The organism is Alphaproteobacteria bacterium, assembly GCA_016699735.1.
Lineage (GTDB): Bacteria > Pseudomonadota > Alphaproteobacteria > Micavibrionales > Micavibrionaceae > JAGNKE01.
Genome location: CP065008.1, coordinates 1,349,043 through 1,373,650 on the forward strand (window position 1 = coordinate 1,349,043; position 24,608 = coordinate 1,373,650).

Consider the following 24,608-nt stretch of genomic DNA (forward strand, 5'->3'; position numbering starts at 1 on the left):
TTAGACATAACCATAATTTTACGGTAAATAAAGACGTTCACCGCTATACTATATACATATGGCACAAAAAAACTATATACCAGCGGATTACGAAGGAATAAAGGTCGTCGGCGACCTTTGCGCCCTGCTGCAGACCGATTTTGGCCACTTTGCGAATGTGATTCTCTATCCCCGGCGACTGAAAGGCGACTTCGAGGGGCTCGCGGATGTGATGGCCGAGCATTTTCAACTCACCGATTCGGAGATTTTCATCAAATACGCCGACAGGCAAAAACTCATCGATTTCCGCGAAACCCTCTCCGATAAAAAACTTCTCGCCGCGCTCGAAGTCGTCCTGACCGATATGGAGTTTTTCCATCATTCGGGCGCCCGCCCGCATATTCGTATTCTCAAGACCTATACCGAGGATGAAACCACGCATGAGTTTCATGTCGATGGCGTGATGCAGGATTTCGACCGTTTCATGACCTGCTACAACGATCCGGTCACCGAGTTTATGCGTAATGACGATGTGCTGAAGGTCGAGGGGCATAAAGTGACCTGCAAACCTGATGCGCCGATCTACGCCTTCCGGCCCGGCGATATCTGGAGACAGCGTGTCCGCAACAAGAATGTCAGCGCCCTTGGGAAATGGCTGAAGAAACTCCTCCAGACCGACCGCCGCCGCGCCTTCGTCCACCGTGCCTTGCGCTCGGACCGCCCGCGCCTGATGTTGGTGGGGGATTTGCGCCTGGAACCAGGGAAAACTCAGTCGAAATAACGGATTTGATCCGAGGGCGCGAGTTCCCCGTTCAACGCCATCTCAAGGCTGCGCGGGTTTTCGTGGCTGACGATCGAACGGCACGCCTTGAGGATCAGGTTCATGATCTGCACCTCGTCCGCCGTGTGTTTATCGAGCTTGACCGCCATCGGCGCCAGAATAATATTCCCCATGATCGCGCCGTAAAAGGTGGTCAGCAGAGCGACCGCCATCGCGGGACCGATCGCCTCCGGATTCTCCAGATCGGCCAGCATCTGCACCAGCCCGACCAGCGTCCCGATCAAGCCCATCGCCGGGGCGATTTCCGCCGCCCGCCGGAGGACGCTCGACGAACGTTTTTGCCGCTCGATGAAACTGTCGATCTCGATTTTCAGCATCCGGTCGATATCCTCGGCACTGTACCCGTCCACGACAAGCTGGAAGGATTTGGCAAGAAACGGTTCCTTCCGCATCTCCCCCTCATAGGCGCTCAGCGCTAAAAGCCCCCGCTTGCGCGCCACCGTGGCGATATCCATCAGGCTCTGCGCCAGACGCGAGGGTTCGCGCACCGGACGGAAAAACGCGGCAGCAATGACGCTCCCCGTCTTGCGGAGTTCATCCGTAGTGTAGGCTGTGCAGGTGGCCGTCAAGGTGCCGAAAACAACGAGCAGAATGGAGGGAATATCGATAAAGCTGGCCTCGCTCCGTGAAAACATCATCGCAGCTACAATAAGGGCCAGCGTCAGGGCCAGACCGAAGACGGTCGCAAGGTCCGCCCGCTTGGCGGCAACGGGAATTCGTACAACCGGGATGGGGATGGTGTCCTGCGCTGTTACGGCTTCGGCGGCGTCGCTCATGAAGTCTCCGGTTGTTTAGATAAAGATACGCGCTGTTCTAGCCGCGGTCGGATTTGACGATTTCCGTCATGGTGATGCCCAGCTTATCGTCAACCACGACCACCTCTCCGCGGGCGACCAGACGGTTATTGACATAAATATCAATCGCCTCGCCGACCTTGCGATCAAGTTCGACCACCGCGCCACGTCCGAGCTTCAGAAGCTGGCTGACCTGCATGGTCGAGCGCCCCAAAACAGCTGAAATCTGAACAGGAATGTCATAGATGGCGCTGACATCTCCGGCCATCGGCTGTCCGACTTCGTAATCCTGTTCGTTCATGCCCTTGAGTTCGGGCGCCTCGTCGATCTCGTTCAACGCCATGCCCGCCTTGGCCGGACCGCCGCCGAACATATTGTCCACATCGTCCTGGCTGGCTTTTTTATCGTCGCTCATCAGCTCTCTCCAGCATCCTCATTCTTCTTTTTGCCGCCGCGCTTTTTGGGCGCAGCCTTCTCCGAGACATCGTTCGCTTTCGCCGTTTCGGGTTTCTCCTGATCCGAAACAGGCAAACCAGACGGCGCAGGGGCATCGTCCGGCAAGGAATCCAAAAACATCTCCCCCTCATCATGGACCGTAATACCGCGGGCCGCAAGAGTCTCTTCCAGAATGGAAAAAATTTTCAGCGCAATATTTTTGGGGTCGTGGATCGCCCCCCCGTCAGCCCAGCTCAGCCGACACTCGGTGCCGCGCAGGGCAGAGGACGCGTTCAACTGAAACCCCGTCTCCGGTGTCATGTTTTCCTGCGCCATAAAGGCGCGTGTCTCCTCGGCAAGCGCCACCGGAACCTCGATGATCAGTGTGTTGCTCTTGAGACCCGCCGCAACGATTTCGCGTAATTTTTCGCGCACATCCTCAATCCCCGAATGGCGGGAAAGAAGCGGAAAGATTTTACGCACGATGGAATAGGTCAGGTTCAGCGCTTCGGCTTCATAAAGCGCCTTCCGCTCATCCTCCGCCGCAAATAGCAGGCTCGAATTCTGCCGGATATTCTGGACGAGGGCGAGAACCTGCTTCGTCAGTCCCGCCTGTCCTTCCGCAAAACCCGCCTTCCGCCCCTGTTCGTAGGCTTCGGCTTTTGCCTTTTCAAGATCGGGAGCGGTGAACTCCAGCGGCGGCCCCTTGTTCTTGGAGGTCATCCGCCCAACTTCGTCGAAGACGTTCTGGTCGAAGAAAAAAGGCTGTCCCTTGCGGTTGGTCATCGGGCTCGCTCTATAGTAAAACAGGTATACACAGCTTAGAATATCATCTCGTCTTCCGTGCTGCCGCTGGCGATCACGATTTCGCCCCGGGCCTCCAGATCCTTGGCCACGTTGACGATGTACTGCTGCGCCTCCTCGACATCCTTGAGGCGGACCGGCCCCATGGCGGCCATGTCTTCCTTCATGATCTTGGCGGCGCGCTCGGACATATTGGAGAAGAACAGGTCGCGCATCGTCTCGGTGGCACCCTTGAGAGCGGTCGGGAGTTTTTCTTTGTCGGCAGCGCGGATGAGGGTCTGCACGGACGCCGGATCGAGTTTGCCCAGATCCTCGAACGTGAACATCAGGCTGCGGATCTTTTCAGCGGAATCGGGAACCATGCGCTCCAGCTCTTCCATAAAACGGGATTCAACCGAGCGCTCAAGGCTATTGAAAATTTCCGCCACAACTTCATGACTGTCACGCCGCTGCGTGCGGGCGAGGTTGGACATGAACTCCTTCCGCAGAGTTTTTTCGACCTCATCGAGAATTTCCTTCTGCACCGTCTCCATCCGCAGCATCCGCTGGATGACCTCGATAGCAAAACTGTCGGGAAACTGCCCCAGAACACGGGCGGCATGGTCGGTGGAAATTTTTGAAAGTACGACCGCGACGGTTTGCGGATATTCTTTCTGTAGAAAATTGGCCAGCACTTCCTCGTTGACGTTGCCCAGTTTTTCCCACATCGTCCGCCCTGCCGGACCGCGGATCTCCTCCATAATGGAGTCGATTTTATCCTGGTTCATCCCGGATTTCAGCAGAAGCCGCTCAGTGCTGTCATGGGAGCCGACAACCGCATTGGTTGAACTCATCTGCTCGGCAAAATCGATGAACAGGCGCTCAATCACACCGGGGCTGATCCGCCCCAGAGTGGAAATGATCTGCGAGAGTTCTAGAATCTCCTCATCGTCCATCATGCCAAAAAGCTTCGAGGACTGCTCCTCGCTCAGGGAAAGAATAAGGATAGCGGCTTTTTCCGGGCCGGAGAGAGAGCGGTAATCGTCACGGACGCGCATACAAGCCTCTTAACTCTCTTGCGTCATCCAGCTGCGGATGACGGAAACGGTTTCGGTCGGGTAATTATCGACGATTTCCTCAACTTTTTTCAAGGTGGAAGCTTTGACCTTCCCCTCAACGCCCTGAATGTCAACAAGGGACTCTTCCGCTTGCTTGGCGTAAGCGGGTTCGCTCATGCTCCCTCCGCCTCCGGTTGGAGCGGCCAAAGCAGGATTGGACGGCATGGCGGCGATCATATCCGGCTCAACGCGTCGTCCGCCGCCGCCCGTCGCCCCGCCGCCGCCTTCTGTTGCCAGCAGACGGCTGACCATTGGCTGCAGGACAAGCAGCACGACAAGGATCATCATGACGCCCACGGTAATGACTTCCGCCGCATCAATAAGGTCGCTCTTCTCGAACCCGAACAGGTAGCGGTCATCGACGATTTCTTCGGCCGTGTCGATTTCCGCGAATTGCAGGTTGCTGACCTGAATCGTATCGCCGCGATCCTCGTCGATCCCGACGGCGGACTTCACGAGAGACGTGATCGCGTCAAGCTCTTCCTGCGGCCGAGGCGCATAGGTTTTTTTCCCTTCCTCATCGGTGGTGTAGCTGCCATCGACCAGAACGGAAACGGAGAGTTTCTTGATTTCACCCACCTGCCGGACGACATTTTTGACGGTCTTGCTGATCTCATAATTGGTGACTTCCTCCGTCTTGTTGCTCTGTGCGGAAGGCTCTTCGCCAAGCAGAAGACCGGAATTCTGTCCCGGCAGATTGTTTTCAACCGAAACCTCATCGCCCGGCGCTTCGCGCTCGGTGCTGCTCTCCTCGGTAACCTGAGAGGAGCGCAGAACCTGCCCCTCCGGGTTGTAGCTCTCCTCGTTCATGCTGATCTGGTCGTAATTGATATCGGCGGTCACAATCGCCGTAACCTTGCCCGGCCCGACCACGCGGCTGACCTGCTCCTCGATTTTATTGACCAGATTGGCCTCAAAACTGCGGCGCCGGTCCTCGGCCTCAAGGGTGACAAGATCAGTGTCCTCGTTTCCGCCCTTGGCCAGCAGGTTCCCGTTGCTGTCGATAACCGATACGCTTGACGCCTTAAGGTTGGAAACCGAAGACGCCACCAACGATTGGATAGAGGCGATCTGTGTGCGGGCAAGCACGATCCCCGCCGGAATGTTGATGAAGACGCTGGCCGAAGCTTCCCGGTTTTCGCGCCGGAAAAGCTCACGCTCGGGCAAGACGATATGCACACGGGCGCTGCGGACATTATCCATCTCGCTGATCGTGCGCGCCAGCTCACCCTCAAGGGCGCGGACCTGATTGATATTCTGCACGAGATTCGTCGTCCCAAAGGCGGACTGTTTATCGAAAATCTCATAACCCATGGATCCGCCGTTCGGCAGCCCTTCCTCGGCCAGAAGCATCCGCGCCCGTCCGACATCGTCGCCGGGAACGGAAATCCGCGATCCGTCCGAAGACATATCATAAGGAATCTGAAGTTCCTCAAGCTTCGCGGCCACCGCCCCGGAATCCGTGACCGACAGATCGGCATACAAAAGCTTCATGTCCGGCGAGGACACGCGCAGGGAGATAAACACGAAAAAGATCAGAAGGCCAAGCACTATGGCCGACATCATTAAAAGCCGCGCCGGCCCGAGCTGTCTTAATGTATCCAGAAAACTGTTCACGATCGCAAACCTCTTGATGCCCGCACGCTCGAGCCCCGGGGAAGGGTGGGGGAGCAGTACAAACAGACAATGTCTGCAACCGAAGGCGATTGCAGTCAATCTAAACTACTTGAGAATTTTAATTCTGGCAAATATCAAAGCGGCTCTTTCGGGTAATTTTCAAAAACAGCGAATCAAAAAGCAAGTTTATGAAAAAAGAAACGGTCGGGATGAGGGCAGGCCCACCGATTACTTGGCCTCGATAGGATTATTGGAAATAATAAAGGGAGTGAGTGAGGACGGAAGTTGGAAAACTAGAGAGTTTTTTATGTGGAGGAAAGAAGGTTTCTATGCTTGCTGAAGTAATTACTTATCATTATCCACCATATTAATAAATAATTAATACATTTATTAAAAGCAAATCACCTGATGATTGTAAAAATCATAAAATAAGAGCACTGCTCTGATAGAAAATGGAGGATGGTTACTTCTGTTTTCATTGACATTTTGCATTTTTTCCCGTAATATGATGATAGGTTAGTATGTCTGGATTACGTCTAAAGTTTAAAAGGCGAAACGGCCATACGATAGGTGCAAAACGCTCAACGACTGAAATGACATGATAGAAGCAGTCAATTCATCGGTATCAAGCTCAGCGGTCCTCCGGGCGACGGCGGATCAGGCGAGTACGCAGCGCGCCCAATCCGCAAACCCCGCACGGGTGCAGGAGGCGGCCGAGCCTCTACGTGACGCGCCGCAGGTTCCCTACATCAGCCCCTATATTCATCTGGATTTGAATTACAACAAAGCGGTGCTTCAAATTCGCGATTCCAGCACCGGCGACGTCGTTCGCCAGTTTCCCTCCGAGGAAAGCCTGGAAGTCCGCCGCCTGCAGAGCCTGCGTCAGCAGGAATCGTCCGAACCTGTAGAAGTAGAAGAGGCGGTGACGCCCGAAGTGCGCGAGACCACGGCTCAGCCCTCGCGCTCCCGTATTCCCGGTAAATCCACATCCGCCGACATTATTACGGTGCAGGACGTGACGTCCTCTCCCCCGGCCAACAGCTCCGCCCCGCCCCAGATCGCGACGGCCGCCTTCAGCGCGGGCGGTCAAAGCGCGGGATCGGCGAAGGTCAGCGTTCTGGCTTAAGTTGTAAAATATTTGCTAAGGTAAAAGCGCAACGAACGGTGCGCTTTTTTTTTATGTCGGAAAAATCTTCGAAAGCAGCGGCGGAATTTTTATGGATCCCCGGTCAGGGGTCTGACAACGCAGTCACGATCTGTATAATAAGTGTATGAGGATTTATTACTATGAGCGAAGACATTCCAAAAAAAACAAAAAGAAAAGGGACGTATTTGATCCTTTTTTTGGGGGCTGTGATTCTGGTTTTTGGGTGGGCATTTGCCAACCATAAGATAGGACTATGGATATGCTGGGTTTCAGATGGGAAATATTGCTCTTTCAATATGCCGCCCTTTAAACCTGCACCCGCTTGGAAAACTCACGTTGGTTCTTATTAATGGAGAGTAAATATGCCTAGTATTTCAGATGTCGAGAAAATTTATTTCCTTTAGGCGTAGGCGCCGCCCCATCAACCCTCGATATTCGTCGAACTCCCGGCGGCGGGAGGAGGGGATTGCGCCGCCTGCGCGGCGGCGGCCTTCTGCCCGGTGAGCAGACCGGCCGCGACTTCCTTATTGATGTTGATCAGGACGTTGAGCTTGTCCTTCTGCGGGCTGGAGAGAATCTCAAGCTCCCGCTTGAAAATGAAATTGGCGAGGTTGATGATGTTGCTCCGCAAATCGTTGGGCCGATTGCCCTCGGGGTTGCCGATCGCCGTGTCGTAAAACAGCATCCAGATTTGCCGATTGTATAAAAGCGTGGCTTCCAGAATTTCGGTCGTGCGGCTGTCCCACTCGCGCACCAGATCCTGCATCATCCGCGCCGACTTCAGCAACACGCGCCCTTCAAGCTCCCGCTGGTCGGGAGTATTTTGCTGGGCGTTGTTATCATAGGCGCCCGCCGCCTGGGCATAGGGGTTATTGTTTTTTGAGCGCATTGCTTACGAGTTCCCTCTCATGGTCAATCAGTTGCCGCGACACTTTCAGAGCCTTGTAGTAAGAGTCCGAAATAATGTGATCGTTAATCTGCATAAAGAAAAAAGCGGAGGAGGGCGAAGCAGTCTGAATCTCGCTGACCATGTCGAAATATTTTTTGTGGTAATCCCGCGGGGTTCGCGCAAGATACATACACTGGACGAGAAAATAGATTCGCTTGCACGGCGTGTCGGCCTCTTCTTCTTTCATCACGTCTTTTTCACGCAGAATAGGGGCATCTCCGGCGATCTGGAACCGCGCACGTTGAGTGCCGTTGGTAATCACGGCCTCGCCGATCAGTATTTTTTCGTTCGGCTTTAGATCAATAACCAGCGCCATGGAATTCTTCCACTTAATAATGAAAAAAGAAAAGCATCCTGCTTTGACTCAGAGTGCTGATCCTAACATAGCAGATTTTTCTTGATAAATGGTTATCCCGGAAAAAAGATAAAACCGCCCACAGAAATAAAGCAAAAGTAAAGTCGGCGGAGTTCTTCCGCCGACTCTTGGGTATTAGTTTATGGTAAGAATTAGAACAATCTCAGAACGGCCTGCTGGGACTGGGAAGCCAGTGCCAGAGAGGTGACGCCCAAGGTCTGCCGTGTTTGCAGAGCCAGAAGGTTCGCGCCTTCCTCGTTCTGGTCGGCGACCGTCAGCTTGTCGGCGCCTTCCTCGAGGTTGTTGATCGTGTTCTTGGTAAAGTCTTCGCGGGTCTGGATGATCGCCAGGTCGTTCGCGATGCTGTTACCGAAGGAACGGATCGTGTCGGTCGCCAAGCGGATTTCGGTGATCGCGTCGTCAACGCTCTCAAGCCGGGCGAAATTGGCTTCGGAAACCCCGAGACCGCCGGAGGTGAACACGACGCCTTCGGTGATGAGCGAACTGGACCGGTCTTCGTTGAAGAAGGTGGTCAGGTCGTCACCGTTCAGAAGGTTCGTACCCCGGTATCCGGCATCGCCGACGAGTTGATCGATCTGGGAGAGGATATTGGTATATTCCTCCTCCAAAGTCGCCAGTTCGCCAGCCGCAGCGCCGAGATTAAGGTTCTCGATCTGGGCGTTGGCAGCCGTTCCGGTCACCAGTGAGTGCGTTCCGAAGCCGATGTTAAGGGCATCGTTGGCCGCGTTACCGGTGAAGCCGATCTGCACGGTCTGGACGGAAGAGTCGACGGCCCGGATGGTGATCTGGCCCGTTTCATCGTCGAACGTCGCCTGCACCAGTTCATTCAGGCTGGTGTTGGTGTTGATCGTGTCGATGAAGCTCTGGATCGTCGCGGCGTTCAAAGTGAACGATACGGCCGATCCGCCGTTGATACCGATGGAGAACGTGTCGCCGGCGTTGTTGATGCCGGTGTTCAAAGCCGTTCCGGCATTGTCGGTCAAAGCCGAGATCAGGTCGCTTCGCTCTGCCAGGTTCCCGGACGCCTCATACAAGGCGAACGAGGTCAGGGAGGGCGTAGACAAGGCCGTCACTTCGACGTTGTTGGTGCCGTTACCGCCGTCGGCGCGGATCAGAGCCTGATCGCCGAAGCCAAGGGCTTGGGCAAGGCCGAGGTTCGCCGCATCGGTGGCTGCTGCCGTCACGAAGTTGATACGCGCGTTGCCGCCGTTGAGCGACTTGATCTCCAGATTGCCTTCCGAGTCCAGACGCGCTTCAACCACACGGTCCGTGAGGTTGTTGTTGTCGTTGATCTCGGCGATGATCTGTTCGATCGAGTCGTTGGTGTTGAAGGTAATCGTCAGATCCTGCTGACCGCCGTTAGCCGTGTCGAAGTCGACAAGAGCGCCCGCCGTCGTGGAGTCGGGGTCGGTGACGGAGATCACGATCGTGTCACCGTTGGCAATCCCGTTAATCGCGGTGACGTTGGTTTCGCCCGACAGGTCACGGTTTCCGGTGACCCGCGCTTCGGCCGATCCGCCGGCAAGGGCGTCACGGGCCTGCGTGGCCACGGAATCGGCCTGCTCGATGAGATTGAGCAAAGACGAAACCGCATTGTCGGCGGACTTGATGGTCTGGATCGACTGCCCGATCCCGTCCAGAAGACGGTTCAGGTCGCTGGCGCGGTTGCTCAGGCTTTGCGCGGCGAAGAAGTTCTGCGCGTTGTCCAGAGCGGAGTTGACTTTCAACCCCGTCGCGAGACGAAGCTGGGTTTTATCGATAAGGCTTTGGGTGTTTTGCAGCGAAAGCAAATTGTTCCGTAACGCTGCAGTAAGAACTACATCGGAAGACATAGTAGTACTCCTTTCCTAGGTGTTTTGCCGGGAAATCCTCTCCCAGCTTCAAGACTCTATGATAGTAACATTGAATTAAAATTTGGTTAAACGTTTATTTAACGGGACAAAATTAAAGTTGTGAAAATTAAGGGTTTTCAGGATTTTGCCGGAACGGTAGGGTTTTTTAGTAAAAATTAATATTTTAAATGTGCAGGCGAACCGATGAGTCAATCGCAACCGAAAACACCGCAAACGGGGGCGCCCGCAAGGGCGGAATCCCCCGAGGCCCGCCAGCTCGTCAAGGAGATCGAAAAGCTGGAGCGCGAGTTTAAACGCACCCAGAATCCCCGCAAACTGACCGAAATGGGCACCGCTTATTATAAGTTGGGCAAGCTGGATATGGCCAGCGCTCTGTTTACAAGGGGCTGCGCCCTGCGCCCCGACGATCCGGACAACTATAAGGGGCGGGCAGAGTGTCTGGTCATCGCCGGCAAAACGGACGAGTCGATTGAATACTATAGTATGGCGCTTTCACTCGCCCCCGAAGAGGAGAGGATTCGCACCGGCTATGGCCACGCCCTCATGAGCCTCAAACGCTTCGAGGAAGCTGCAAAAATCTTCGAAGACGGGCTGAAAATTAAAGACTCGGCCGAAAACAATAATAATGTCGGCGTCCTTTTGTGTGAGACGAAGTACTACAAGCAGGCGATTGTCTTTATGAAAAAGGCAGTCGAGAAAGACCCGAAAAACAAGAATTTCAGAATCAATCTGGCCAAGGCCTACTTCCGCAGCGAGAAATATAACGACGCGTTTTTCACCTTATACGATGCGCTCAAGCGCGATCCTGACAGCGCCTTCCTGAAATCGCAGTTGAGCGCGATGGGCCGCCATCTGGCCTTCCCGTCCTTTTCGCAGGAACTGAAGGACGCCCTGACCGCCTGTCTGAAGATCGACAATATCGAGCATCAGAACCTCTCGGTCGTCTGGCTCCGCCTCTTTCTGATGGATACGGCCTATTCTGAAATCCATAAATTAACAAAGCTGTATAACTACGAAGACTTTAAGGAAAAAGCCGATCTGGAGTCCGTCTGCACGCTTCTGTCCGACGATTTCTGCAGTAACGCTTTAAGATTGATCTATAACCAGGCGGTGGATTACGAAATTTTCCTCTCCAACCTCCGCCGCCGGATTCTGGAGTTTTATACATCGGGCGAAGCGCAAAAAGCCTCACCGAAAACATTAAAGACAATCTTCAAAATCCTCTGCGCTCTGGCGGAAAACGGCTTCGTCCATGAATACGCCGCCGCCGACACGCAAGAGGAAATCCAGGCGCTCGACCAGATAAGAAAAGAAATCGCGCAGGAATCCCATCCATCCGCCATCGCGGCCCGCATCGCGCTGCTCGGCGCCTACACGCCGCTCTATAAAGAGGAGGAGGGGATCATCGCCCGTGCCCGCGCTCTCCCCACGACCGACCTCCACCCCTTCTGGAAAAGCCTTCTCGCCCTGCAGATCGAGGAGCCGCTGGAGGAACGCCGCCTGCGCGAAACTATCCCCGCGCTCGGCCGCCTGAGCAACGAAGTCTCCCTGAAGGTCCGCGAACAATATGAGGAAAACCCTTACCCCCGCTGGCGCTACGCCAACGCGCAGGTGGACGAGGCCAAGAGCTACCACTTCAAGAAACCCTATCAGATTCTTATCGCCGGCTGCGGCACGGGCAAGCAGGTGATACAGGAACGCTTCATGTACCCCGCCGCGCATATCACGGCGGTCGATCTCAGCCTCTCCAGCATTTGTTACGCCAAGCGCAAGATTGAGGAACTCGGCGTCGATCGGGTGGAGTTCATGCACGCCGATATCCTCGAACTCGGGCAACTCGACAAGACCTTCGACTTTGTCATGTGTTCCGGCGTCCTTCACCATATGCAAGAGCCGGAGGCGGGGCTGAAAGTCCTGCTCTCCTTGCTTAAGCCTAAGGGGATCATCAATATCGGCCTCTACAGCGAAGTGGCCCGCCAGACAGTGGTAAAACTCAGGAACCTCGTCGCCGAAAAGGGCTGGAAACCGGATCGGCAAGGGATACAGGCCTTCCGCGCCTACATCAATGCCCTCCCGCCGGAAGATCATCTGCGCTATGTCACGCGCTGGCGCGATTATTACTCCATGTCCATGGTCCGCGACCTGATCTTCCACGTGCAGGAACACCGCTACACGTTTTTGCAGCTCGATGAGATGTTCAAACGCCACGGCTTGGCCTTCCTCGATTTCTCCTTTATTTTCCCGGACGTGCTGGCCGATTTCCTCCGCAAACATCCGGGGCCGGAGAATTACCGGAATTTCGCGCTGTGGGACGCCTTCGAGCGCAAGCGCCCCGAAGCCTTCGCCTCCATGTATCAGATGTGGTTGTGCAGGCAGAACGCCCACGCCGAAATCCTCGCCGCGCCGAAGATCATCAATGCTTTGGAGGTTTAATAATATGAAAAAATTTTTATTTCTTACCAAGTGTTTTTGTACGCTGTTAATTCTAAGCTCTAATGCACAAGCCAAGAGCAACAATGAACATATCTTAAGCTGCATAAATCCTATCGGCCACCATTTATATTTCGAAGAATATAAATGCCCGGTTGGCGGGGAAACATTTCAGGCTTTAACCCTGGGGGTGCATTCCACATACGGCATGTATTTAGATTTAAAGCCAATATCCTATATGGATATGTCCACACCTGTACCTGTTTGTCCGTCCAACGGCTTCGTAATTTTCAAAGAAAATTTTTCGAAAGAGGAATTAGATAAAATCAAAATAATAATTAAGTCCGAAACATATAAGAAAATTTTTAAAGAAAAAAACGCTAGCAACTACCTCTACTATAATCTTGCAAAAGAAATCAAAGACCCAGATATAGATTTATGGTGGGTGTTGCTGAAAGCGACGTGGGAGGCAGACTCATGCGGAAATCGCGAACTCTACAAAAAGTATGCCCAAGAAACTATTGAGGTAGCAGAGAAAGAATTAACCAAAGCAAAAAAGGAAGACCAAAATTATTGGATGTTAAGCCTTATAATACCTGAGCTTTACAGGAGGACAGGTGACTTTGAGCAAGCTCAAATTTGGGCAAAAAAAATTGATACCAGCCTAATGCCAGAAAGCAACTATAAGGACTATATGAAATTGGCATATAAACTACTCAAAAAATCAATCAAGAAAAAAAACTTGGAACCAGTACCCGTGGAAGAAAAATAATAATTAGTATTCAGCTCTAAAGAAAAAATTGTACTCAGTTGCAAGGTTTGAAATATAAACATAACACGCACCGGGCTAGAGAGTTAAAATGAAACGGTTAATAATTTTGCTCGCATCTTCGATCTTCTTGTCCGGCTGCAATCCCTTTGATCCGCTGCTGCTGGAAACGACTCTCCCGAATGGTTACGTGTTCTCGTCTAACGGCGGTTACGAAGGCTATATATATTCAAATGATCCGTCCAAAGACGAAAAAATCGGCGATTACTTTAAGATTTTTAGCGTTAACCCTGAAGATGTTTACGGCGACCACGAAGCCTGGTGCTATGAATTTGCGTGGGAAGGAGAATACGTTATCTGCAGATACGTCCGCACGAACCTCAAAACCGGAAAAGGCTGGGAGGGATATTTCGTTCTGAATACAATTACTACGGATGTGAAACTGATGAAAAAATTCGAAGCGCAGTATTTCTGGCAAAAAAAGTTTAAAAAACCCCTGCCGGAAATGTACAACCGCTATTTTTGGTATACAAAGAAAGTATAATAAAAAAAGGACGCACCGGGCTGGTCGGTCAGGACCCTTGGAGAGAGAACCCGGTGCGTCCCGGCTGCGGTTTAAATACCGGAGTATGTTGCCCCGCAGTTTGGAAACGCAGCCCCGATGGTTAGGGATGCCGGGTAGCGTCGCTCGGAGCCGGTTTCCAGATACTTTAATTACACAGAATTCACAGCATACCCGTGTAAACGGGTATCCACCCTTCTAAAGAGACGAGGGATTCCCGCTGGCGCGGGAATACCGCCAATTTCAAATCAGGCCTTACCGCAGTTGCAGGAGTTCCTGCGTCATCTGGTCCACGGTGTTGATGACCTTCGTTCCTGCCGAATAGGCGCGCTGCGCGATAATCAGCTGCGCGAACTCGTCGGCAAGGTCCACGTTGGAGTTTTCCAGCGTGGACGGCTCGAAGAATCCCGCGCCGCCCGTTCCGGCCTCGCGCAAGTTTTCCTCGCCCGAACCTTCGGTTTCCGTATAGGCCGTTCCCGAAACCTCGCGCAGCCCGTTCGCGTTCGAGAACGTCACGAGCGGCAGCTTGTACAGCCGCGTCGTCGCGCCGTTGGAGAACTGGGCGATCACGAACCCGTCGCGGTCGATCTGCACCCCGGTCCGCAAACCAAGCTCTGCGCCGTTCTGGTCGGAGAAGAGAACCGTGTAATCGCTGGAGAACTGCGAGAAGCTGCCGATATCGATATCGATGGTCTGCAATTCCGATCCGTTCCCCCAGTTAATGTTGTCCAGTTCGATATCCGTGTTGCTCGCATTGTCGGCCAGCGCGTTGATCGTGCCGTCGCCGTTGAAGTTGAGCAGCCCGACGGACAGTTCGTTATTGTTCGGGTCGATGATCCGCACCTGCCACCAGCCCCGTGGGTTATAGGTTGGATCGCCGGGAAGGAATTGCAGCGCCGGGAAATCGCCCGTGCTGTAGGGCGGGGAATCCGCAAACGTACCGTTCGAATAATTGCCGGACGTGCCGATATCATCCGAGGTATAAGTGCCCGCCGTCAGCCCCAGAACCGTCATCGGCGTCCCCACGGTGTTGGCCAGAGTAATAGTCTCCGTACCGGCCGTGAAATCGTTGTTCTGGATGACGAGTTCCCCGTCATTGCCCAAAAACGCGTTGGCGTCGGCCAGGTTGGTGTTGATCGCGTTAATGATCTCCCCGATCGTGTTCACCCCGATCGCGCCGCCGCCGACCGCGCCGCCATCATTGACCTCAAGCGTGATTGTGGTCGTGCCGTCATTGACCGTGAAACGGTTGCCGTCGGTAAGACCAAGATCGGCCACCAACTCGTCCGCAGCCGTCTGGCCCGAGATGCTGGAAAAGGCGGTCGCCTGCGGGCCGTAGGTCTTGACGTACTGGAAGGTCATGGTCTGCCCGTTGCCCAGCGTGTCGAACACCGTCAGACCCCGCGTGAAGTCGGGCGCAGCCGTGAGTGCGGAAGCAAAACTCGTATCCACTTCCCCGGCGTCAAGGTTGATCGAAAGCTCTGCCGAGGTCGTCGGCCGCGTCAGTCCGCCCAGAAACGCCACGTCGATGGGCACAAGGGAGTCAAGATCCCCCTGGTTGGCCGGAAGGTTGCCGTTCGTATCCAGCTGCCAACCGTACAGGAAGAATCCCGCAGAGTTTTTCAAAAGCCCCTGCGAGTCCTCGCTGAACTGCCCGTTCCGCGTATAGAGGAATTCAGACAGGGATGTATCGAGGGAATCCCGCTTGACCGGAAAGAACCCCGAGCCGGAGATCGACGCGTCGGTTGCAGATTCAGACTGCGAGATCGGCCCCTGCTGCGTCACACGCTGGATCCTGTTCGCCGTCACCGTACCGGGCGAATACCGCGAGGTGTTCGTCGCCGTGGTGACAAGACTGAAGAACGACGCCTCCGACCGCTTGAACCCGGTCGTGTTGATATTGGCGATGTTGTTCGAGATGATCGCCGTTTTCTGCGACTGTGCCGCGAGGGCGGACACGCCTGTAAACAAAGCTCCGAACAGTCCCATATTAGTTCTCCTTACGCTGGTTAAAGGGGTTGAGTGTTGTCATCTTTATGCGCCCGTAGTTGTAGGTTTCGGGGTTTGAACATTAATGATGTTGGCGATGGAAACGGCGCGCTCGCCGACCAGAAGGAACGTCTGCCCGTTCTGGGTTTCGATCCCCTTGACGTTTCCGGTCACGACCGTGGAGGTCTTCAGGCTCTTGTCATCCGCATCGATGGCATCGACCCGCACGTTATACGTTCCCGCCGGAACCGTCCCGCCGCCCTTTTTCTGGCCGTTCCACGTGAAGTTCTCGACGCCCTCATCGTCGCTGACATCCTGGCTGAACACCAGTTCCCCGTCCTCGGAGAAAATATTGATCGTCGTTTTGTTAGAGACGCCCTCAATGGCGTAATTGATCTCCACAGGCTTCGCCCCGTCGTAATACATCTCGGCGCTGAGGTAGCTCACATCCTTGCCGACATAGTTAAGCGCACTGGAAAATGAATTGCCGATTCCAAGGGAAACCAGATTATTCAGTTTCGAATTAATGTTGATTTGCTGCTCGACCCCCGCGAATTGCACGAGCTGACTGGTGAACTCGTTCGTATCGAGGGGCGAGAGCGGATCCTGATTTTGCAGCTGCGTGGTCAGAAGCTGCAGGAAATCGTCGAAATCCTCGGCGAGTTGCGAACTCGAATTCGCCGTGTTTTGCTGCGCTTGGAGGGCGTTGTTAATCGTAACGTCACTGGCCATGAATAAAAATCCTTTTCAGCCTAAATCAAAGCGTTGTAGCGGACTTGTCCGGTTTCGGGATCGACCGCCCACCCGTCGGGGGAGGCAATCGTAACCACATCTTCACGCTCGCCCGAAGAGTCTCCGGACCCATGCGAACCATGTCCGCCGCTGTCTCCGCCGTCACGCCCGAAACTGTAACCGTCATCGGCCAGAGAAAATTCAAGCCCCGAGCCGTCCGCGCTTAACCCCGAATCCTGCAAGGCGCGTTCCAGAAGATGCGCGTCGCGCTGCAGAAGGTGATAGGTCTCCGGTTTTTCGATGGTCAGAACCACTTTCGCTGCATTATCTTTATTAAGGCTCATCTTGACCTCGACGCGGCCCAGCTCCGGCGGATCGAGTTGCAGGGTAATGCGTGTATCCTGTTTTTCAGGCCCAAGTTTCTGGATCGTGGCGGCCACGGTCTGCACCGCCGGATGAGCGGGCGCCGCGCCGTGTGCTTGCGTGGTGGGATTCGTCAAGGAGGCGTTCATCAGCGGGGCAGGGGAGCCGTTGGTGATCGCCCCGGTGACCGCAAGGGGGCCATTTGTGCCTGCTGGCGAAAACAAAGCCATATCGTCAGGCAGGGTAAAGATAGGGGCAGGGGCATCCTGCGCGGTTTTGGAGAGAGCGGGATTCGCAGCCTGCCCTGAGGAATCCTGACCCGCCTGAGCCGCACGGACCAAGGAGCGGAAATCATAGCCCCCGTCCTCAGCAGGATCGGCAGGCGTTTCGATCCCGCCCAGACGATATCGGTCCTCGAAACGCTGGGATTTTAGGTGCTGGAAATCTTCAGGAGAAAGAACCTCGGCGGCGATCGTCTTATCCGGTTTCACCAGTTCGACGGTGCGGGCAAGAATTTCGTTCAAAAGCGCAAGCTCGTCGAAATTGCGGTCCTCGTTCAGCGCCTGCTCAACTTGTTCCTGCAGGCGGGCGAGGTCTTCAGGGGAAAGTTCCAAAGACTCTGTCATATCGGGCTTGGCCAGAAGCTCCTGCAGCGCCTCAAGACCGTTACGGAAGGCCAACTGCTCCTCCGGCGTTTGCGCGACTGGCGTAAAAATTCCGTCAGCTGTCTGACTGTTATCTTCGGCTTTCGTCAGGGTGTTGGTCAAAAAGGCGATAAGCTGCTCCAGTGGGTTTTTATCCGCATGGTCTTCAGCCTTAGCTCCACCGGTGGGGGCGCTGTCCTCACTCTGGCCACCAGTCAGTTCTTCCAGAAGTTTCGCAATCGCATCGCGCAAATCGCGCAGGGCTGAAAGTTGCGGGTCTTGTTCAGGCGCGGAGACAACAGGTTTCTCCTGTATCTCCGCAGATCTGCGGTTTTGGCGCAGATAATCTTCAAAACGCATCTCTTCGGCATCGTCGGAGTCTTGAGTTTCCTTTGGAGCATAGGAATCCGCGCTCTTTCTGGTCTCATAAACCTTCCGTGCTTCGGCCTTTTGGCTGGGTAAATCATTCGCCGGCTTCGGCAGTTCTTTCGGCAGCGGGGTGATGTTGAGAAAAAAATCGGTGTTCATGGTCGCTCTGTCTTTCTAAAAACTCTTTCCTAGGCCGTTTCGCTGATTCCTGTAGACACGCGGCGGCTTTGCGGCGAGGTCGCAAGCTTGCCGTTTTCACCATAACTGAAGGTGCTTTTCGCCTGTGCGGCCCGAATCGCGGCGTTACGGATGGTCAGGCTGAGCTTCTCCGTGCAGCGGCGCATCCGGTCAAGATTCTCAAGATTCACATGAATGACCTTCGAGAACTGATCCTGAGCCGCTTTGAGTTTCTCCTTAAGGGCCGGGTCAGCGGCTTTTATTTCGTCCTTACGCAGGATGAGGGCGCCAATCGCGGACTGATAACAGCGTCCGGCCTCGGCCTTCCGGTCCTGAAACTCAAGAAAACCGCGTCCGTCCTTGGCTTGCAGGAGGGTAGTTTCCTCTTCGTATACCCGCTGCAGGTATTCGGCAGCCGCGATCATCTCCCGGATCGCCGTGTTAATATCAACGCCGGGTGTTTTCCCGGCCTCCGGGGCTGTGCGCTGCGGTAAACTCTTCCCCTGTTCTGGAGCGTTTCTCATTCTATCCTCCCGCGCCGTTCGTAGAGACGTGTCCGTTGGCCGCTTGCGGCCATTCGACGCGCTGCCCGAGTTCCTGCGCCACGAAAAGGCTCTCCATCGTCGTAGCCAGCGACCGCTTGCGGATTTGTTCCACCATGGCATTATTGGAGACGCTTTTCTCGCGCAGATCGTGCTGAAGCTTTTCAAGCTGCTTGATCAGGGCAGGGTCGGCCTTGCGGAAATCCTCCAGCCTCCTGCGGAATTCTTCGGCGACGACCTGATACCGCTCGACCAGCTTTTCTTTCTCCATCTGAAGAAAAGCGAAGGGCAGCATATTATTGGTGACAAGCGCTTGCGTCTCCTGATCGGCCATATCGCACAGCCCCTTGGTAATGCGGATCATTTCGCGCAGCGCAACGGCGGGTTCCTTGGAAAGAAAGCCCGCAGAGGTCTGTGCGGCGGTCTGTGGTTTCTGGGTCATGGAGTACTCCCTTACTTTTTTTCTAACGCTGGTGAATTGGCCTCTAACTGCGACTGCATCTCCTGCTGGCGCAAAAGCTCAGCCTTAAGTTGTGCCGAAAGTCCGATACTGTGGGTCTGTGCAATTTTCTTGCCGTACTCCTGCAGGAGAATTCCGCGGAAAATTTCCTCACCCTTGCCGCCGCCGAAAGTTTCATCGGTGGACAGCCCCTCGAACATCGGCTTCATCATTTCGGTAATGAAGACGGCTTCAAATTCCTGAGCGACTTCGTCGATTTTCTTAGCGTTCTTCGCAGCGGCCAGTTGATCGCTGATCCGCATCCCGTCCATCTGCGAGAGCTGGATCATGCCAAGATTGGTGTTGGGCACAAGATTATCCATCACATCACCTCGATCTCGGCCTGCAGCGCACCGGCGGTCTTGATGGCTTGCAGGATGGTAATAATGTCGCGGGGCTTGACACCCAGCTTGTTCAGGCTGGTGACGAGTTCCTGCAGCGTCACACCCGAATCCAGCACCGCCAGCTTCACATCCTCCCCGACATTGGCTGAGACATCGCTGCGCGGAACGATGACCGTCTCACCCTGGTCGGCGAAGGGGTTGGCCTGCGAGACTTGCGGGGTCTCAGTAATCTTCAAAGTCAAATTGCCTTGGGCGATCGCCACGGAGCTCACCCGCACATCCGCGCCCATCACGATCACGCCGGACCGCTCACTGATGACAACTTTGGCGGGTTGATCGGGTTGAACAGGCAGAAGTTCGACATCGGTAATAAGGTCAGTGATAGACCCCTGATAGTCGGCGGGCCGCTTAAGAATAACGCTGGCCGAATTCTCAGCGGTGGCAAGCTGTGTACCCGTAAAGCCGTTGATCGCCTGGGCGATCCGGCGAGCGGTGGTGAAATCAGGATTCCGCAGCCCCAGACGCACTTCCTGCAATTCTTCCATTTCAAAGTTTATTTCGCGCTCCACAATCGCGCCTGAGGGAATCCGTCCCGCCGTGGGCACATTCTGTGTTACGCTTTCTGCCTCGCCTTCGGCGGCAAAACCGGAGATATTCACCTCGCCCTGAGCGACGGCGTAGACTTCCCCGTCGGCGGCGATAAGGGGCGTGACAAGAAGCGTCCCGCCCTGAAGGCTTTTGGCATCACCCAGGGCGGAAACATTCACGTCAATACGGGAACCTTGATTCGTAAAGGGGGGCAGGGTGGAGGTGACCATCACGGCAGCCACGTTGCCGGTATTCATATTCTCGCCGCGGATATTGACGCCCAGCCGTTCCAGCATGGCGATCAGACTCTGCTCGGTAAAGGGGGAGTTGCTCAATCCGTCGCCCGTGCCGTTCAGCCCGACGACAAGCCCGTAGCCGACCAGCTGGTTTTCCCGCACGCCTTCGATATCGACGATATCCTTGATGCGCGAGGTTTTTGCCCAGCTCTCTTGAACGCTGGCAAGCAAAAAGGGTCCGGCCACCAGCGCGAATCCCAGAATTCGGAGAATTGGCGACCGGATACCCACCGTGCGTGTGCTTTTATTCGGGCCTTGAGCGGCCCGTTTCTGCTGTGGTTTTAGTTTTGCTTTAATAAGCATAACACCCTACTAAACTAAACGTTCAAAGTGGCGGCGTCTTCTGGCCGTTTGTCCTCGGGAGGCGCTCCTCATGAGCGGGAGTAATTTCCGTAACTAAAAAACAACGCCACCCGAGTCATAACCTGCGAAACTCGTGCCAGTTTCGCGCAACAAAAAAGCCGAGAATTTTCATCAAATTTTTCGCAACAGGGATTCTGTGGAAAAAAATTAGGACAATTTTGCCGCAACCCCTTCGAAGGACTAGGCAATTCTTACCCGCTTGCAAAGCGCTTACTATAAGGCGTAAAATATTAATATCAGCTACGAAAAGATTCGCTCGCAAGAGAAAGGAAAAGTCATGAAGGTCGAGGGGCCAAAGAAATCCCAGTCCACCTCACAATCCCGGAAATCCTCGGCGTCCGGCGCCGATAGTGTGGACTTCAGCCAGTATATTAAATCCGGTCAGGAGGCCTCTTCGGTCTCGACGGCCAGGGCGATTACGAATGTCGATTCTCTTCTCGCGGTTCAGGCCGCCGAAGACCCGACAGAGCGCGCCGCCCGCCGCCGGATGCAGGACCGCTCGGACAAGATCATCGACGGTCTGGAAAAAATCCGCATCGCCATGCTCAACGGCACACTGACCGTGGGTCATATGATTGATATCGCGGACATCGTCGCCTCCCACCGCGAAAAGATACAGGATCCCAAGCTCACCGATATAATGGATGAAATCGACCTCAGGGCGCAGGTTGAGCTGGCCAAAATGCGGGTGGCCATGGGTGCCTGAGCGGCGCTTTTCCATACATTTTCTATAATAACTCAGCAGGAAACAGATATTTTCTTGTCTTTAAGGTCTCTTCCCCCTATAACTTTTCAGTTTTAAAATTCTATGGCGTACAAATTTTTTAGGGAAATAAGAGAGAGATGAAGACAGCGACGGCAGTAACTATTCCTCCAAAATACGACCCGGAAAAAGATAAAAACGGCTTTATGAATCCGGTCATGCTTGAATATTTCCGCCAGAAGCTCATCGCCTGGCGCACCGAGCTTCTCAAGGAATCGGAACATACGATTCAGGAAACCCTGCAGGGGACGGAACTTCAGAAACCTGATATGGCTGACCGCGCCTCGGCGGAAACAGACCATGCCCTCGAACTCCGCACCCGCGACCGCGAACGCAAGCTCATCAGCAAGATCAATTCGGCGCTTGAAGCCATTGATCTGGGCGAGTACGGCTTCTGCGAGGAAACCGGAGAACCGATCTCCATCCCCCGCCTGAAGGCCAGGCCGATTGCCACCCTCTCCCTGGAAGCGCAGGAGCGCCACGAGCGCCTCGAACGCACCAAACGCGACGAGTAATCATAAGCTCACGGACACAAAAAAAGAGCCGGTCACAGAGTAATCTGTAACCGGCTTTTAAGTTCAATCGGTGGGTAAGGTATGACACCACCCGCCGTTCCGGAGCCTTCAAAGAAGGCTCCGTGGCCTGACTCCGGGATTCGCTCACGAAATCAGGTTAGAACGGAAAGATGACGTCATAAATCTGTTGTCCATAGCGTGGCTGCTGCATATCGGAAATCTGGCCCTCGCCGCCGTAGATAATCCGCGCCTCCGCGATCTGGTCGTAGCTGACGGTGTTCTGCACTCCGATATCCTCGGGCCGGATCACACCGTCAATCGCCAGGATTCTTTTCTCGTAATTCACCAGCACTTCCTGCTTGCCGTGAATAACCATATTCCCGTTGGGCAGAACCTGAGTAATCAGCGCCGCCATCCGCATTGTGATTTCGTCCTCGCGCTCGATGCTGCCCGAGCCGCGGTGGTTGGAGCTTGAATCGAACTGCGCGAGATTGGTGTTATCCACCGCCTGCGGCAAAACCCTGTTGAGGGCTTGCTCATAGCCCAGCATGGCATCAAGTCCCGCGCCCTCGGTGCTGGTGCGGGTGCGCTGCGTGGTATTATCGAGTTCGGCCTCATCCTTGATATCGATAAGAACGGTGATGACATCCCCGATATTGCTGGCCCGCTGATCTTTGAAAAACGTCACGCGGTCAGACTGCCAGAGGGAGTTTTTCTCGCGGAGAACCTTTTGCGGCGCAGGCATCGGCAGGCTGACGGGCTGATACCCGTCCTGTGTTACCGGATTAGAGATGCTGGACATGGCCGGCGCCTCTCCGACCTTCGACAGCCGATCCGCCGTCGCGCACCCCGTCATCAGGGCGCAAGCCGCCGCAGAAATCAAAACCTTCTTACATCCATTTCGTTTACGCATTCCACACCTCTCTTAGTGGGTTACTCAGAAAACATCATTGAGCGACTCGGACCTCGTTAATGCCCGTAACAATCGCTTCAATCGTAATATTGCTGGACGTATTGACGATCCGGATGGTCTCGCCCTTCGAACCGTTCTCCAGAGCCTTGCCCTTGGCGGTCAGGTTAAGAACGCCGTCATCCAAAATCATGGTGACAAGATCGCCGCGGGAAACGATTTTAGGGGCCATCAGGTCGCCCGCCCGCAAAGGCCGTCCGGCAACCCCGAACCGCCGGGGCGTCATGCCGACCAGAGCTTGATCGTCCACGATCGTTCCGTTCAGGAAATTCGCCTCCTCGACCTGAATGTAGTCGAGATCCTCAATGCCAATGACGTGTCCGTTCTGGATATTCTCTTTCAGGACCGGAACCGTAATCAGCGGATGGATTGTTCCGCTGACCTGAAATTTCTGAATCGGGTTATCAGCCGACGGCGCCGCAATCGTCGCCTCGAACGTGTTGTTGCTGCGGTTCAAGGAGACCTGGGTCACATCAAGGCTGGCCTTTTCTTCACGGGGCAAAACAATCTGCCCGTAATCCGTGGGGATGCGGACGGAAAACGCTCCCCCAAAACCCTCGTGGGCAATAGCGGCCTTGAGATGATCCTCAATCATGTTTTGCCCGATAATCGTCGCCTCGCGCCGGATGGTGACCTGATCGTTGGAGCCTGCGGGCCGCCACGGAAGGTCAAGGGCAATCGCAATTCGCAGCAACGTGCGGGCGTTCAGAACCAGATCCTGACCGGGGCGGGGAGAGACGCCCAGAACGCGGTCATGATCGCGCTCCAGTCCGTAAAACACATCCCCCACTGTAATGTTATTGCCTGTAACGACGACATTTTCCTTGATCCCCATGGCCCCGTTCGCATAGACGGGCACCGCCAGCATCACCACAAAGGTCAGCAGCCACAAGGCCGCAGCCATACGATGTCGGTAAGTTTGAGAACATTTGAAATTATTCGTCATGACAGGTCTCTCTCCATGCCCTTATCCAAGCGGTTAGCGGAGTTGCGTGATCGTCTGCAGCATCTCGTCGCTGGTGGAAATCACGTTGGAATTCATTTCATACGAACGCTGCGCGGTAATCAGTTCGGTGATCTCCGAAACCACATCCACGTTCGAGCGCTCCAGCGCACCCTGTTCGATCTGTCCGAAATTATCGGCATTCGGGTTGCCGACAACAGGCGCCGCCGAGGCAGTTGTCTCCAGAAGGAAATTATTGCCTATGGCTTCAAGTCCGGCCGGATTGATGAAATCGGCAAGCTGAAGCTGCCCCAGATTCTGTGTGGCGACCTGATTGGCGATCGTGACCTGAATTTCGCCCGAGGCGCTGACGTCGATCCCCGTCGCGTTAGCCGGAATGGTAATGCCCGGCAGCACACGATAGCCCTGCACGGTCACGACCTCGCCGTTCTCGTTGATCTGGAATGTGCCGTCCCGCGTATAGGCGGTCTCGCCGTTCGGCAGTTCGACCTGAAAAAACCCGCGCCCGAGAATGGCAAGGTCCAGATCGTTTTCCGTCATCTCGACCGGCCCTTGCGAATGTTCGCGGTAGACCGCGCCCGTCTTGACGCCCAGACCGACCTGCAGTCCCGAGGGGACTGTCGTTCCGGCATCGGAGGACGTCGCGCCGGGGCGGTTCAAGGTTTGATAGATCAGATCCTGAAACGCGGCCCTCTGGCGCTTGTAGCCCGTGGTGGTCATGTTGGCGATATTGTTCGATATCACGTCCACGTTGGTCTGCTGCGCCATCATTCCGGTTGCGCCGATATCAAGGGATCTCATGAGCTTACTCCTTCTTTAAAATCCGTTCTGTTGTCC

General features: G+C 54.6%; 26 protein-coding genes. 8 read left to right on the plus strand and 18 right to left on the minus strand.

All coding sequences use genetic code 11. The features are described from left to right. Nucleotides 1–58: 58 nt before the first annotated feature. Nucleotides 59–760, plus strand: a complete 702-nt coding sequence (locus tag IPN28_06540) for a hypothetical protein (GenBank protein QQS58468.1) — start codon at nucleotides 59–61, stop codon at nucleotides 758–760. Here the strand turns inward: IPN28_06540 and IPN28_06545 are convergent. The 5 genes from IPN28_06545 to fliF all read right to left on the minus strand — a co-directional run bounded on the left by IPN28_06545 (nucleotide 748) and on the right by fliF (nucleotide 5,567). Beyond that, nucleotides 748–1,596, minus strand: a complete 849-nt coding sequence (locus tag IPN28_06545) for a MotA/TolQ/ExbB proton channel family protein (protein QQS58469.1) — start codon at nucleotides 1,594–1,596, stop codon at nucleotides 748–750. The genes IPN28_06540 and IPN28_06545 overlap by 13 nt on opposite strands. A gap of 37 nt (nucleotides 1,597–1,633) precedes the next feature. Next, entirely contained in the window at nucleotides 1,634–1,957 is a 324-nt protein-coding gene (gene fliN / locus IPN28_06550; GenBank protein QQS58554.1) for a flagellar motor switch protein FliN, read from the minus strand. Nucleotides 1,958–2,028: 71 nt separating this feature from the next. Continuing rightward, nucleotides 2,029–2,835, minus strand: coding sequence for a hypothetical protein (locus tag IPN28_06555; protein QQS58470.1), 807 nt, complete (start codon nucleotides 2,833–2,835; stop codon nucleotides 2,029–2,031). 35 nt (nucleotides 2,836–2,870) lie between these two features. Further along, complete coding sequence (gene fliG / locus IPN28_06560; GenBank protein QQS58471.1) at nucleotides 2,871–3,890, minus strand: flagellar motor switch protein FliG; 1,020 nt, start codon at nucleotides 3,888–3,890, stop codon at nucleotides 2,871–2,873. Nucleotides 3,891–3,899: 9 nt separating this feature from the next. Further along, on the minus strand, nucleotides 3,900–5,567 hold the full coding sequence (fliF, locus tag IPN28_06565) for a flagellar M-ring protein FliF (GenBank protein ID QQS58472.1): 1,668 nt from the start codon (nucleotides 5,565–5,567) through the stop codon (nucleotides 3,900–3,902). Between the two features lie 598 nt (nucleotides 5,568–6,165). Here fliF and IPN28_06570 point away from each other — a divergent pair. Both IPN28_06570 and IPN28_06575 read left to right on the plus strand, forming a co-directional pair. Continuing rightward, complete coding sequence (locus tag IPN28_06570) at nucleotides 6,166–6,693, plus strand: flagellar protein FlaG (protein ID QQS58473.1); 528 nt, start codon at nucleotides 6,166–6,168, stop codon at nucleotides 6,691–6,693. Between the two features lie 161 nt (nucleotides 6,694–6,854). Continuing rightward, entirely contained in the window at nucleotides 6,855–7,064 is a 210-nt protein-coding gene (locus IPN28_06575; protein QQS58474.1) for a hypothetical protein, read from the plus strand. A gap of 71 nt (nucleotides 7,065–7,135) precedes the next feature. Here IPN28_06575 and IPN28_06580 read toward each other — a convergent pair whose 3' ends face one another. The 3 genes from IPN28_06580 to IPN28_06590 form a co-directional block, all read right to left on the minus strand. Beyond that, entirely contained in the window at nucleotides 7,136–7,603 is a 468-nt protein-coding gene (locus IPN28_06580; GenBank protein QQS58475.1) for a flagellar FlaF family protein, read from the minus strand. Beyond that, complete coding sequence (locus IPN28_06585) at nucleotides 7,584–7,979, minus strand: flagellar biosynthesis repressor FlbT (GenBank protein ID QQS58476.1); 396 nt, start codon at nucleotides 7,977–7,979, stop codon at nucleotides 7,584–7,586. Before IPN28_06585 ends, IPN28_06580 begins: the two co-directional genes overlap by 20 nt. A gap of 191 nt (nucleotides 7,980–8,170) precedes the next feature. Beyond that, nucleotides 8,171–9,871 (minus strand): flagellin, encoded by a 1,701-nt coding sequence (locus IPN28_06590; GenBank protein ID QQS58477.1) that lies wholly within the window; start codon nucleotides 9,869–9,871, stop codon nucleotides 8,171–8,173. A gap of 204 nt (nucleotides 9,872–10,075) precedes the next feature. Between IPN28_06590 and IPN28_06595 the strand changes: the two genes are divergently transcribed. The 3 genes from IPN28_06595 to IPN28_06605 all read left to right on the plus strand — a co-directional run bounded on the left by IPN28_06595 (nucleotide 10,076) and on the right by IPN28_06605 (nucleotide 13,635). After that, on the plus strand, nucleotides 10,076–12,325 hold the full coding sequence (locus IPN28_06595; protein ID QQS58478.1) for a methyltransferase domain-containing protein: 2,250 nt from the start codon (nucleotides 10,076–10,078) through the stop codon (nucleotides 12,323–12,325). A 4-nt stretch (nucleotides 12,326–12,329) separates the two neighbouring features. Further along, a complete protein-coding gene (locus IPN28_06600; protein QQS58479.1) occupies nucleotides 12,330–13,094 on the plus strand; it encodes a hypothetical protein in 765 nt (254 codons plus the stop codon). Nucleotides 13,095–13,182: 88 nt separating this feature from the next. After that, nucleotides 13,183–13,635 carry a hypothetical protein gene (locus tag IPN28_06605; protein QQS58480.1) on the plus strand — a complete coding sequence of 151 codons (453 nt, stop codon included), beginning with the start codon at nucleotides 13,183–13,185 and terminating at the stop codon, nucleotides 13,633–13,635. Between the two features lie 273 nt (nucleotides 13,636–13,908). On the opposite strand, the gene IPN28_06610 is transcribed toward IPN28_06605, so the two are convergent. From IPN28_06610 to IPN28_06640, 7 genes are read right to left on the minus strand one after another with little or no spacing between them, the layout of a single operon-like run. Further along, entirely contained in the window at nucleotides 13,909–15,642 is a 1,734-nt protein-coding gene (locus tag IPN28_06610) for a flagellar hook-basal body complex protein (GenBank protein ID QQS58481.1), read from the minus strand. Nucleotides 15,643–15,687: 45 nt separating this feature from the next. Then, the gene (locus IPN28_06615) at nucleotides 15,688–16,374 is read right to left on the minus strand and encodes a flagellar hook capping family protein (protein QQS58482.1); all 687 of its coding nucleotides are present in this window, start codon (nucleotides 16,372–16,374) and stop codon (nucleotides 15,688–15,690) included. Between the two features lie 20 nt (nucleotides 16,375–16,394). Beyond that, nucleotides 16,395–17,909 (minus strand): flagellar hook-length control protein FliK, encoded by a 1,515-nt coding sequence (locus IPN28_06620; protein QQS58483.1) that lies wholly within the window; start codon nucleotides 17,907–17,909, stop codon nucleotides 16,395–16,397. A 29-nt stretch (nucleotides 17,910–17,938) separates the two neighbouring features. Continuing rightward, nucleotides 17,939–18,451, minus strand: coding sequence for a hypothetical protein (locus tag IPN28_06625; protein QQS58484.1), 513 nt, complete (start codon nucleotides 18,449–18,451; stop codon nucleotides 17,939–17,941). A gap of 1 nt (nucleotide 18,452) precedes the next feature. After that, nucleotides 18,453–18,911: a hypothetical protein gene (locus IPN28_06630; protein ID QQS58485.1), complete on the minus strand. Its 459-nt coding sequence runs from the start codon at nucleotides 18,909–18,911 to the stop codon at nucleotides 18,453–18,455. A gap of 11 nt (nucleotides 18,912–18,922) precedes the next feature. Continuing rightward, nucleotides 18,923–19,291, minus strand: coding sequence for a rod-binding protein (locus IPN28_06635; protein QQS58486.1), 369 nt, complete (start codon nucleotides 19,289–19,291; stop codon nucleotides 18,923–18,925). Then, a complete protein-coding gene (locus IPN28_06640; GenBank protein QQS58487.1) occupies nucleotides 19,291–20,499 on the minus strand; it encodes a flagellar basal body P-ring protein FlgI in 1,209 nt (402 codons plus the stop codon). The genes IPN28_06635 and IPN28_06640 overlap by 1 nt, the downstream gene beginning before the upstream one ends. Before the next feature lie 337 nt (nucleotides 20,500–20,836). On the opposite strand from IPN28_06640, the gene IPN28_06645 reads away from it, so the two are divergent. Together IPN28_06645 and dksA are read left to right on the plus strand one after the other, a co-directional pair. Beyond that, nucleotides 20,837–21,265: a flagellar assembly protein FliX gene (locus IPN28_06645; GenBank protein QQS58488.1), complete on the plus strand. Its 429-nt coding sequence runs from the start codon at nucleotides 20,837–20,839 to the stop codon at nucleotides 21,263–21,265. A 137-nt stretch (nucleotides 21,266–21,402) separates the two neighbouring features. Beyond that, nucleotides 21,403–21,837, plus strand: coding sequence for an RNA polymerase-binding protein DksA (gene dksA / locus IPN28_06650; protein QQS58489.1), 435 nt, complete (start codon nucleotides 21,403–21,405; stop codon nucleotides 21,835–21,837). Nucleotides 21,838–21,994: 157 nt separating this feature from the next. Here dksA and IPN28_06655 read toward each other — a convergent pair whose 3' ends face one another. Genes IPN28_06655 through flgG form a run of 3 tightly spaced genes read right to left on the minus strand, consistent with a single transcriptional unit; the run spans nucleotide 21,995 to nucleotide 24,572 of the window. Then, a complete protein-coding gene (locus IPN28_06655) occupies nucleotides 21,995–22,750 on the minus strand; it encodes a flagellar basal body L-ring protein FlgH (GenBank protein ID QQS58490.1) in 756 nt (251 codons plus the stop codon). A gap of 34 nt (nucleotides 22,751–22,784) precedes the next feature. Then, entirely contained in the window at nucleotides 22,785–23,753 is a 969-nt protein-coding gene (gene flgA / locus IPN28_06660; protein ID QQS58491.1) for a flagellar basal body P-ring formation protein FlgA, read from the minus strand. A gap of 33 nt (nucleotides 23,754–23,786) precedes the next feature. Beyond that, nucleotides 23,787–24,572, minus strand: coding sequence for a flagellar basal-body rod protein FlgG (gene flgG / locus IPN28_06665; GenBank protein QQS55997.1), 786 nt, complete (start codon nucleotides 24,570–24,572; stop codon nucleotides 23,787–23,789). Nucleotides 24,573–24,608 lie beyond the last annotated feature (36 nt).

Excerpts from the sequence above, each read along its gene's own strand:
- IPN28_06605 (QQS58480.1), top strand. The coding sequence starts at position 13,183 with ATGAAACGGTTAATAATTTTGCTCGCATCTTCGATCTTCTTGTCCGGC.
- IPN28_06615 (QQS58482.1), bottom strand. The coding sequence starts at position 16,374 with ATGGCCAGTGACGTTACGATTAACAACGCCCTCCAAGCGCAGCAAAAC.
- fliN (QQS58554.1), bottom strand. The coding sequence starts at position 1,957 with ATGGCGTTGAACGAGATCGACGAGGCGCCCGAACTCAAGGGCATGAAC.
- IPN28_06580 (QQS58475.1), bottom strand. The coding sequence starts at position 7,603 with ATGCGCTCAAAAAACAATAACCCCTATGCCCAGGCGGCGGGCGCCTAT.
- dksA (QQS58489.1), top strand. The coding sequence starts at position 21,403 with ATGAAGACAGCGACGGCAGTAACTATTCCTCCAAAATACGACCCGGAA.
- IPN28_06610 (QQS58481.1), bottom strand. The coding sequence starts at position 15,642 with ATGGGACTGTTCGGAGCTTTGTTTACAGGCGTGTCCGCCCTCGCGGCA.
- IPN28_06585 (QQS58476.1), bottom strand. The coding sequence starts at position 7,979 with ATGGCGCTGGTTATTGATCTAAAGCCGAACGAAAAAATACTGATCGGC.
- IPN28_06630 (QQS58485.1), bottom strand. The coding sequence starts at position 18,911 with ATGACCCAGAAACCACAGACCGCCGCACAGACCTCTGCGGGCTTTCTT.
- fliG (QQS58471.1), bottom strand. The coding sequence starts at position 3,890 with ATGCGCGTCCGTGACGATTACCGCTCTCTCTCCGGCCCGGAAAAAGCC.
- IPN28_06640 (QQS58487.1), bottom strand. The coding sequence starts at position 20,499 with ATGCTTATTAAAGCAAAACTAAAACCACAGCAGAAACGGGCCGCTCAA.
- IPN28_06595 (QQS58478.1), top strand. The coding sequence starts at position 10,076 with ATGAGTCAATCGCAACCGAAAACACCGCAAACGGGGGCGCCCGCAAGG.
- IPN28_06575 (QQS58474.1), top strand. The coding sequence starts at position 6,855 with ATGAGCGAAGACATTCCAAAAAAAACAAAAAGAAAAGGGACGTATTTG.
- IPN28_06570 (QQS58473.1), top strand. The coding sequence starts at position 6,166 with ATGATAGAAGCAGTCAATTCATCGGTATCAAGCTCAGCGGTCCTCCGG.
- flgA (QQS58491.1), bottom strand. The coding sequence starts at position 23,753 with ATGACGAATAATTTCAAATGTTCTCAAACTTACCGACATCGTATGGCT.
- IPN28_06645 (QQS58488.1), top strand. The coding sequence starts at position 20,837 with ATGAAGGTCGAGGGGCCAAAGAAATCCCAGTCCACCTCACAATCCCGG.
- flgG (QQS55997.1), bottom strand. The coding sequence starts at position 24,572 with ATGAGATCCCTTGATATCGGCGCAACCGGAATGATGGCGCAGCAGACC.
- IPN28_06655 (QQS58490.1), bottom strand. The coding sequence starts at position 22,750 with ATGCGTAAACGAAATGGATGTAAGAAGGTTTTGATTTCTGCGGCGGCT.
- IPN28_06635 (QQS58486.1), bottom strand. The coding sequence starts at position 19,291 with ATGGATAATCTTGTGCCCAACACCAATCTTGGCATGATCCAGCTCTCG.
- IPN28_06620 (QQS58483.1), bottom strand. The coding sequence starts at position 17,909 with ATGAACACCGATTTTTTTCTCAACATCACCCCGCTGCCGAAAGAACTG.
- IPN28_06600 (QQS58479.1), top strand. The coding sequence starts at position 12,330 with ATGAAAAAATTTTTATTTCTTACCAAGTGTTTTTGTACGCTGTTAATT.
- IPN28_06625 (QQS58484.1), bottom strand. The coding sequence starts at position 18,451 with ATGAGAAACGCTCCAGAACAGGGGAAGAGTTTACCGCAGCGCACAGCC.
- IPN28_06555 (QQS58470.1), bottom strand. The coding sequence starts at position 2,835 with ATGACCAACCGCAAGGGACAGCCTTTTTTCTTCGACCAGAACGTCTTC.
- IPN28_06545 (QQS58469.1), bottom strand. The coding sequence starts at position 1,596 with ATGAGCGACGCCGCCGAAGCCGTAACAGCGCAGGACACCATCCCCATC.
- IPN28_06590 (QQS58477.1), bottom strand. The coding sequence starts at position 9,871 with ATGTCTTCCGATGTAGTTCTTACTGCAGCGTTACGGAACAATTTGCTT.
- IPN28_06540 (QQS58468.1), top strand. The coding sequence starts at position 59 with ATGGCACAAAAAAACTATATACCAGCGGATTACGAAGGAATAAAGGTC.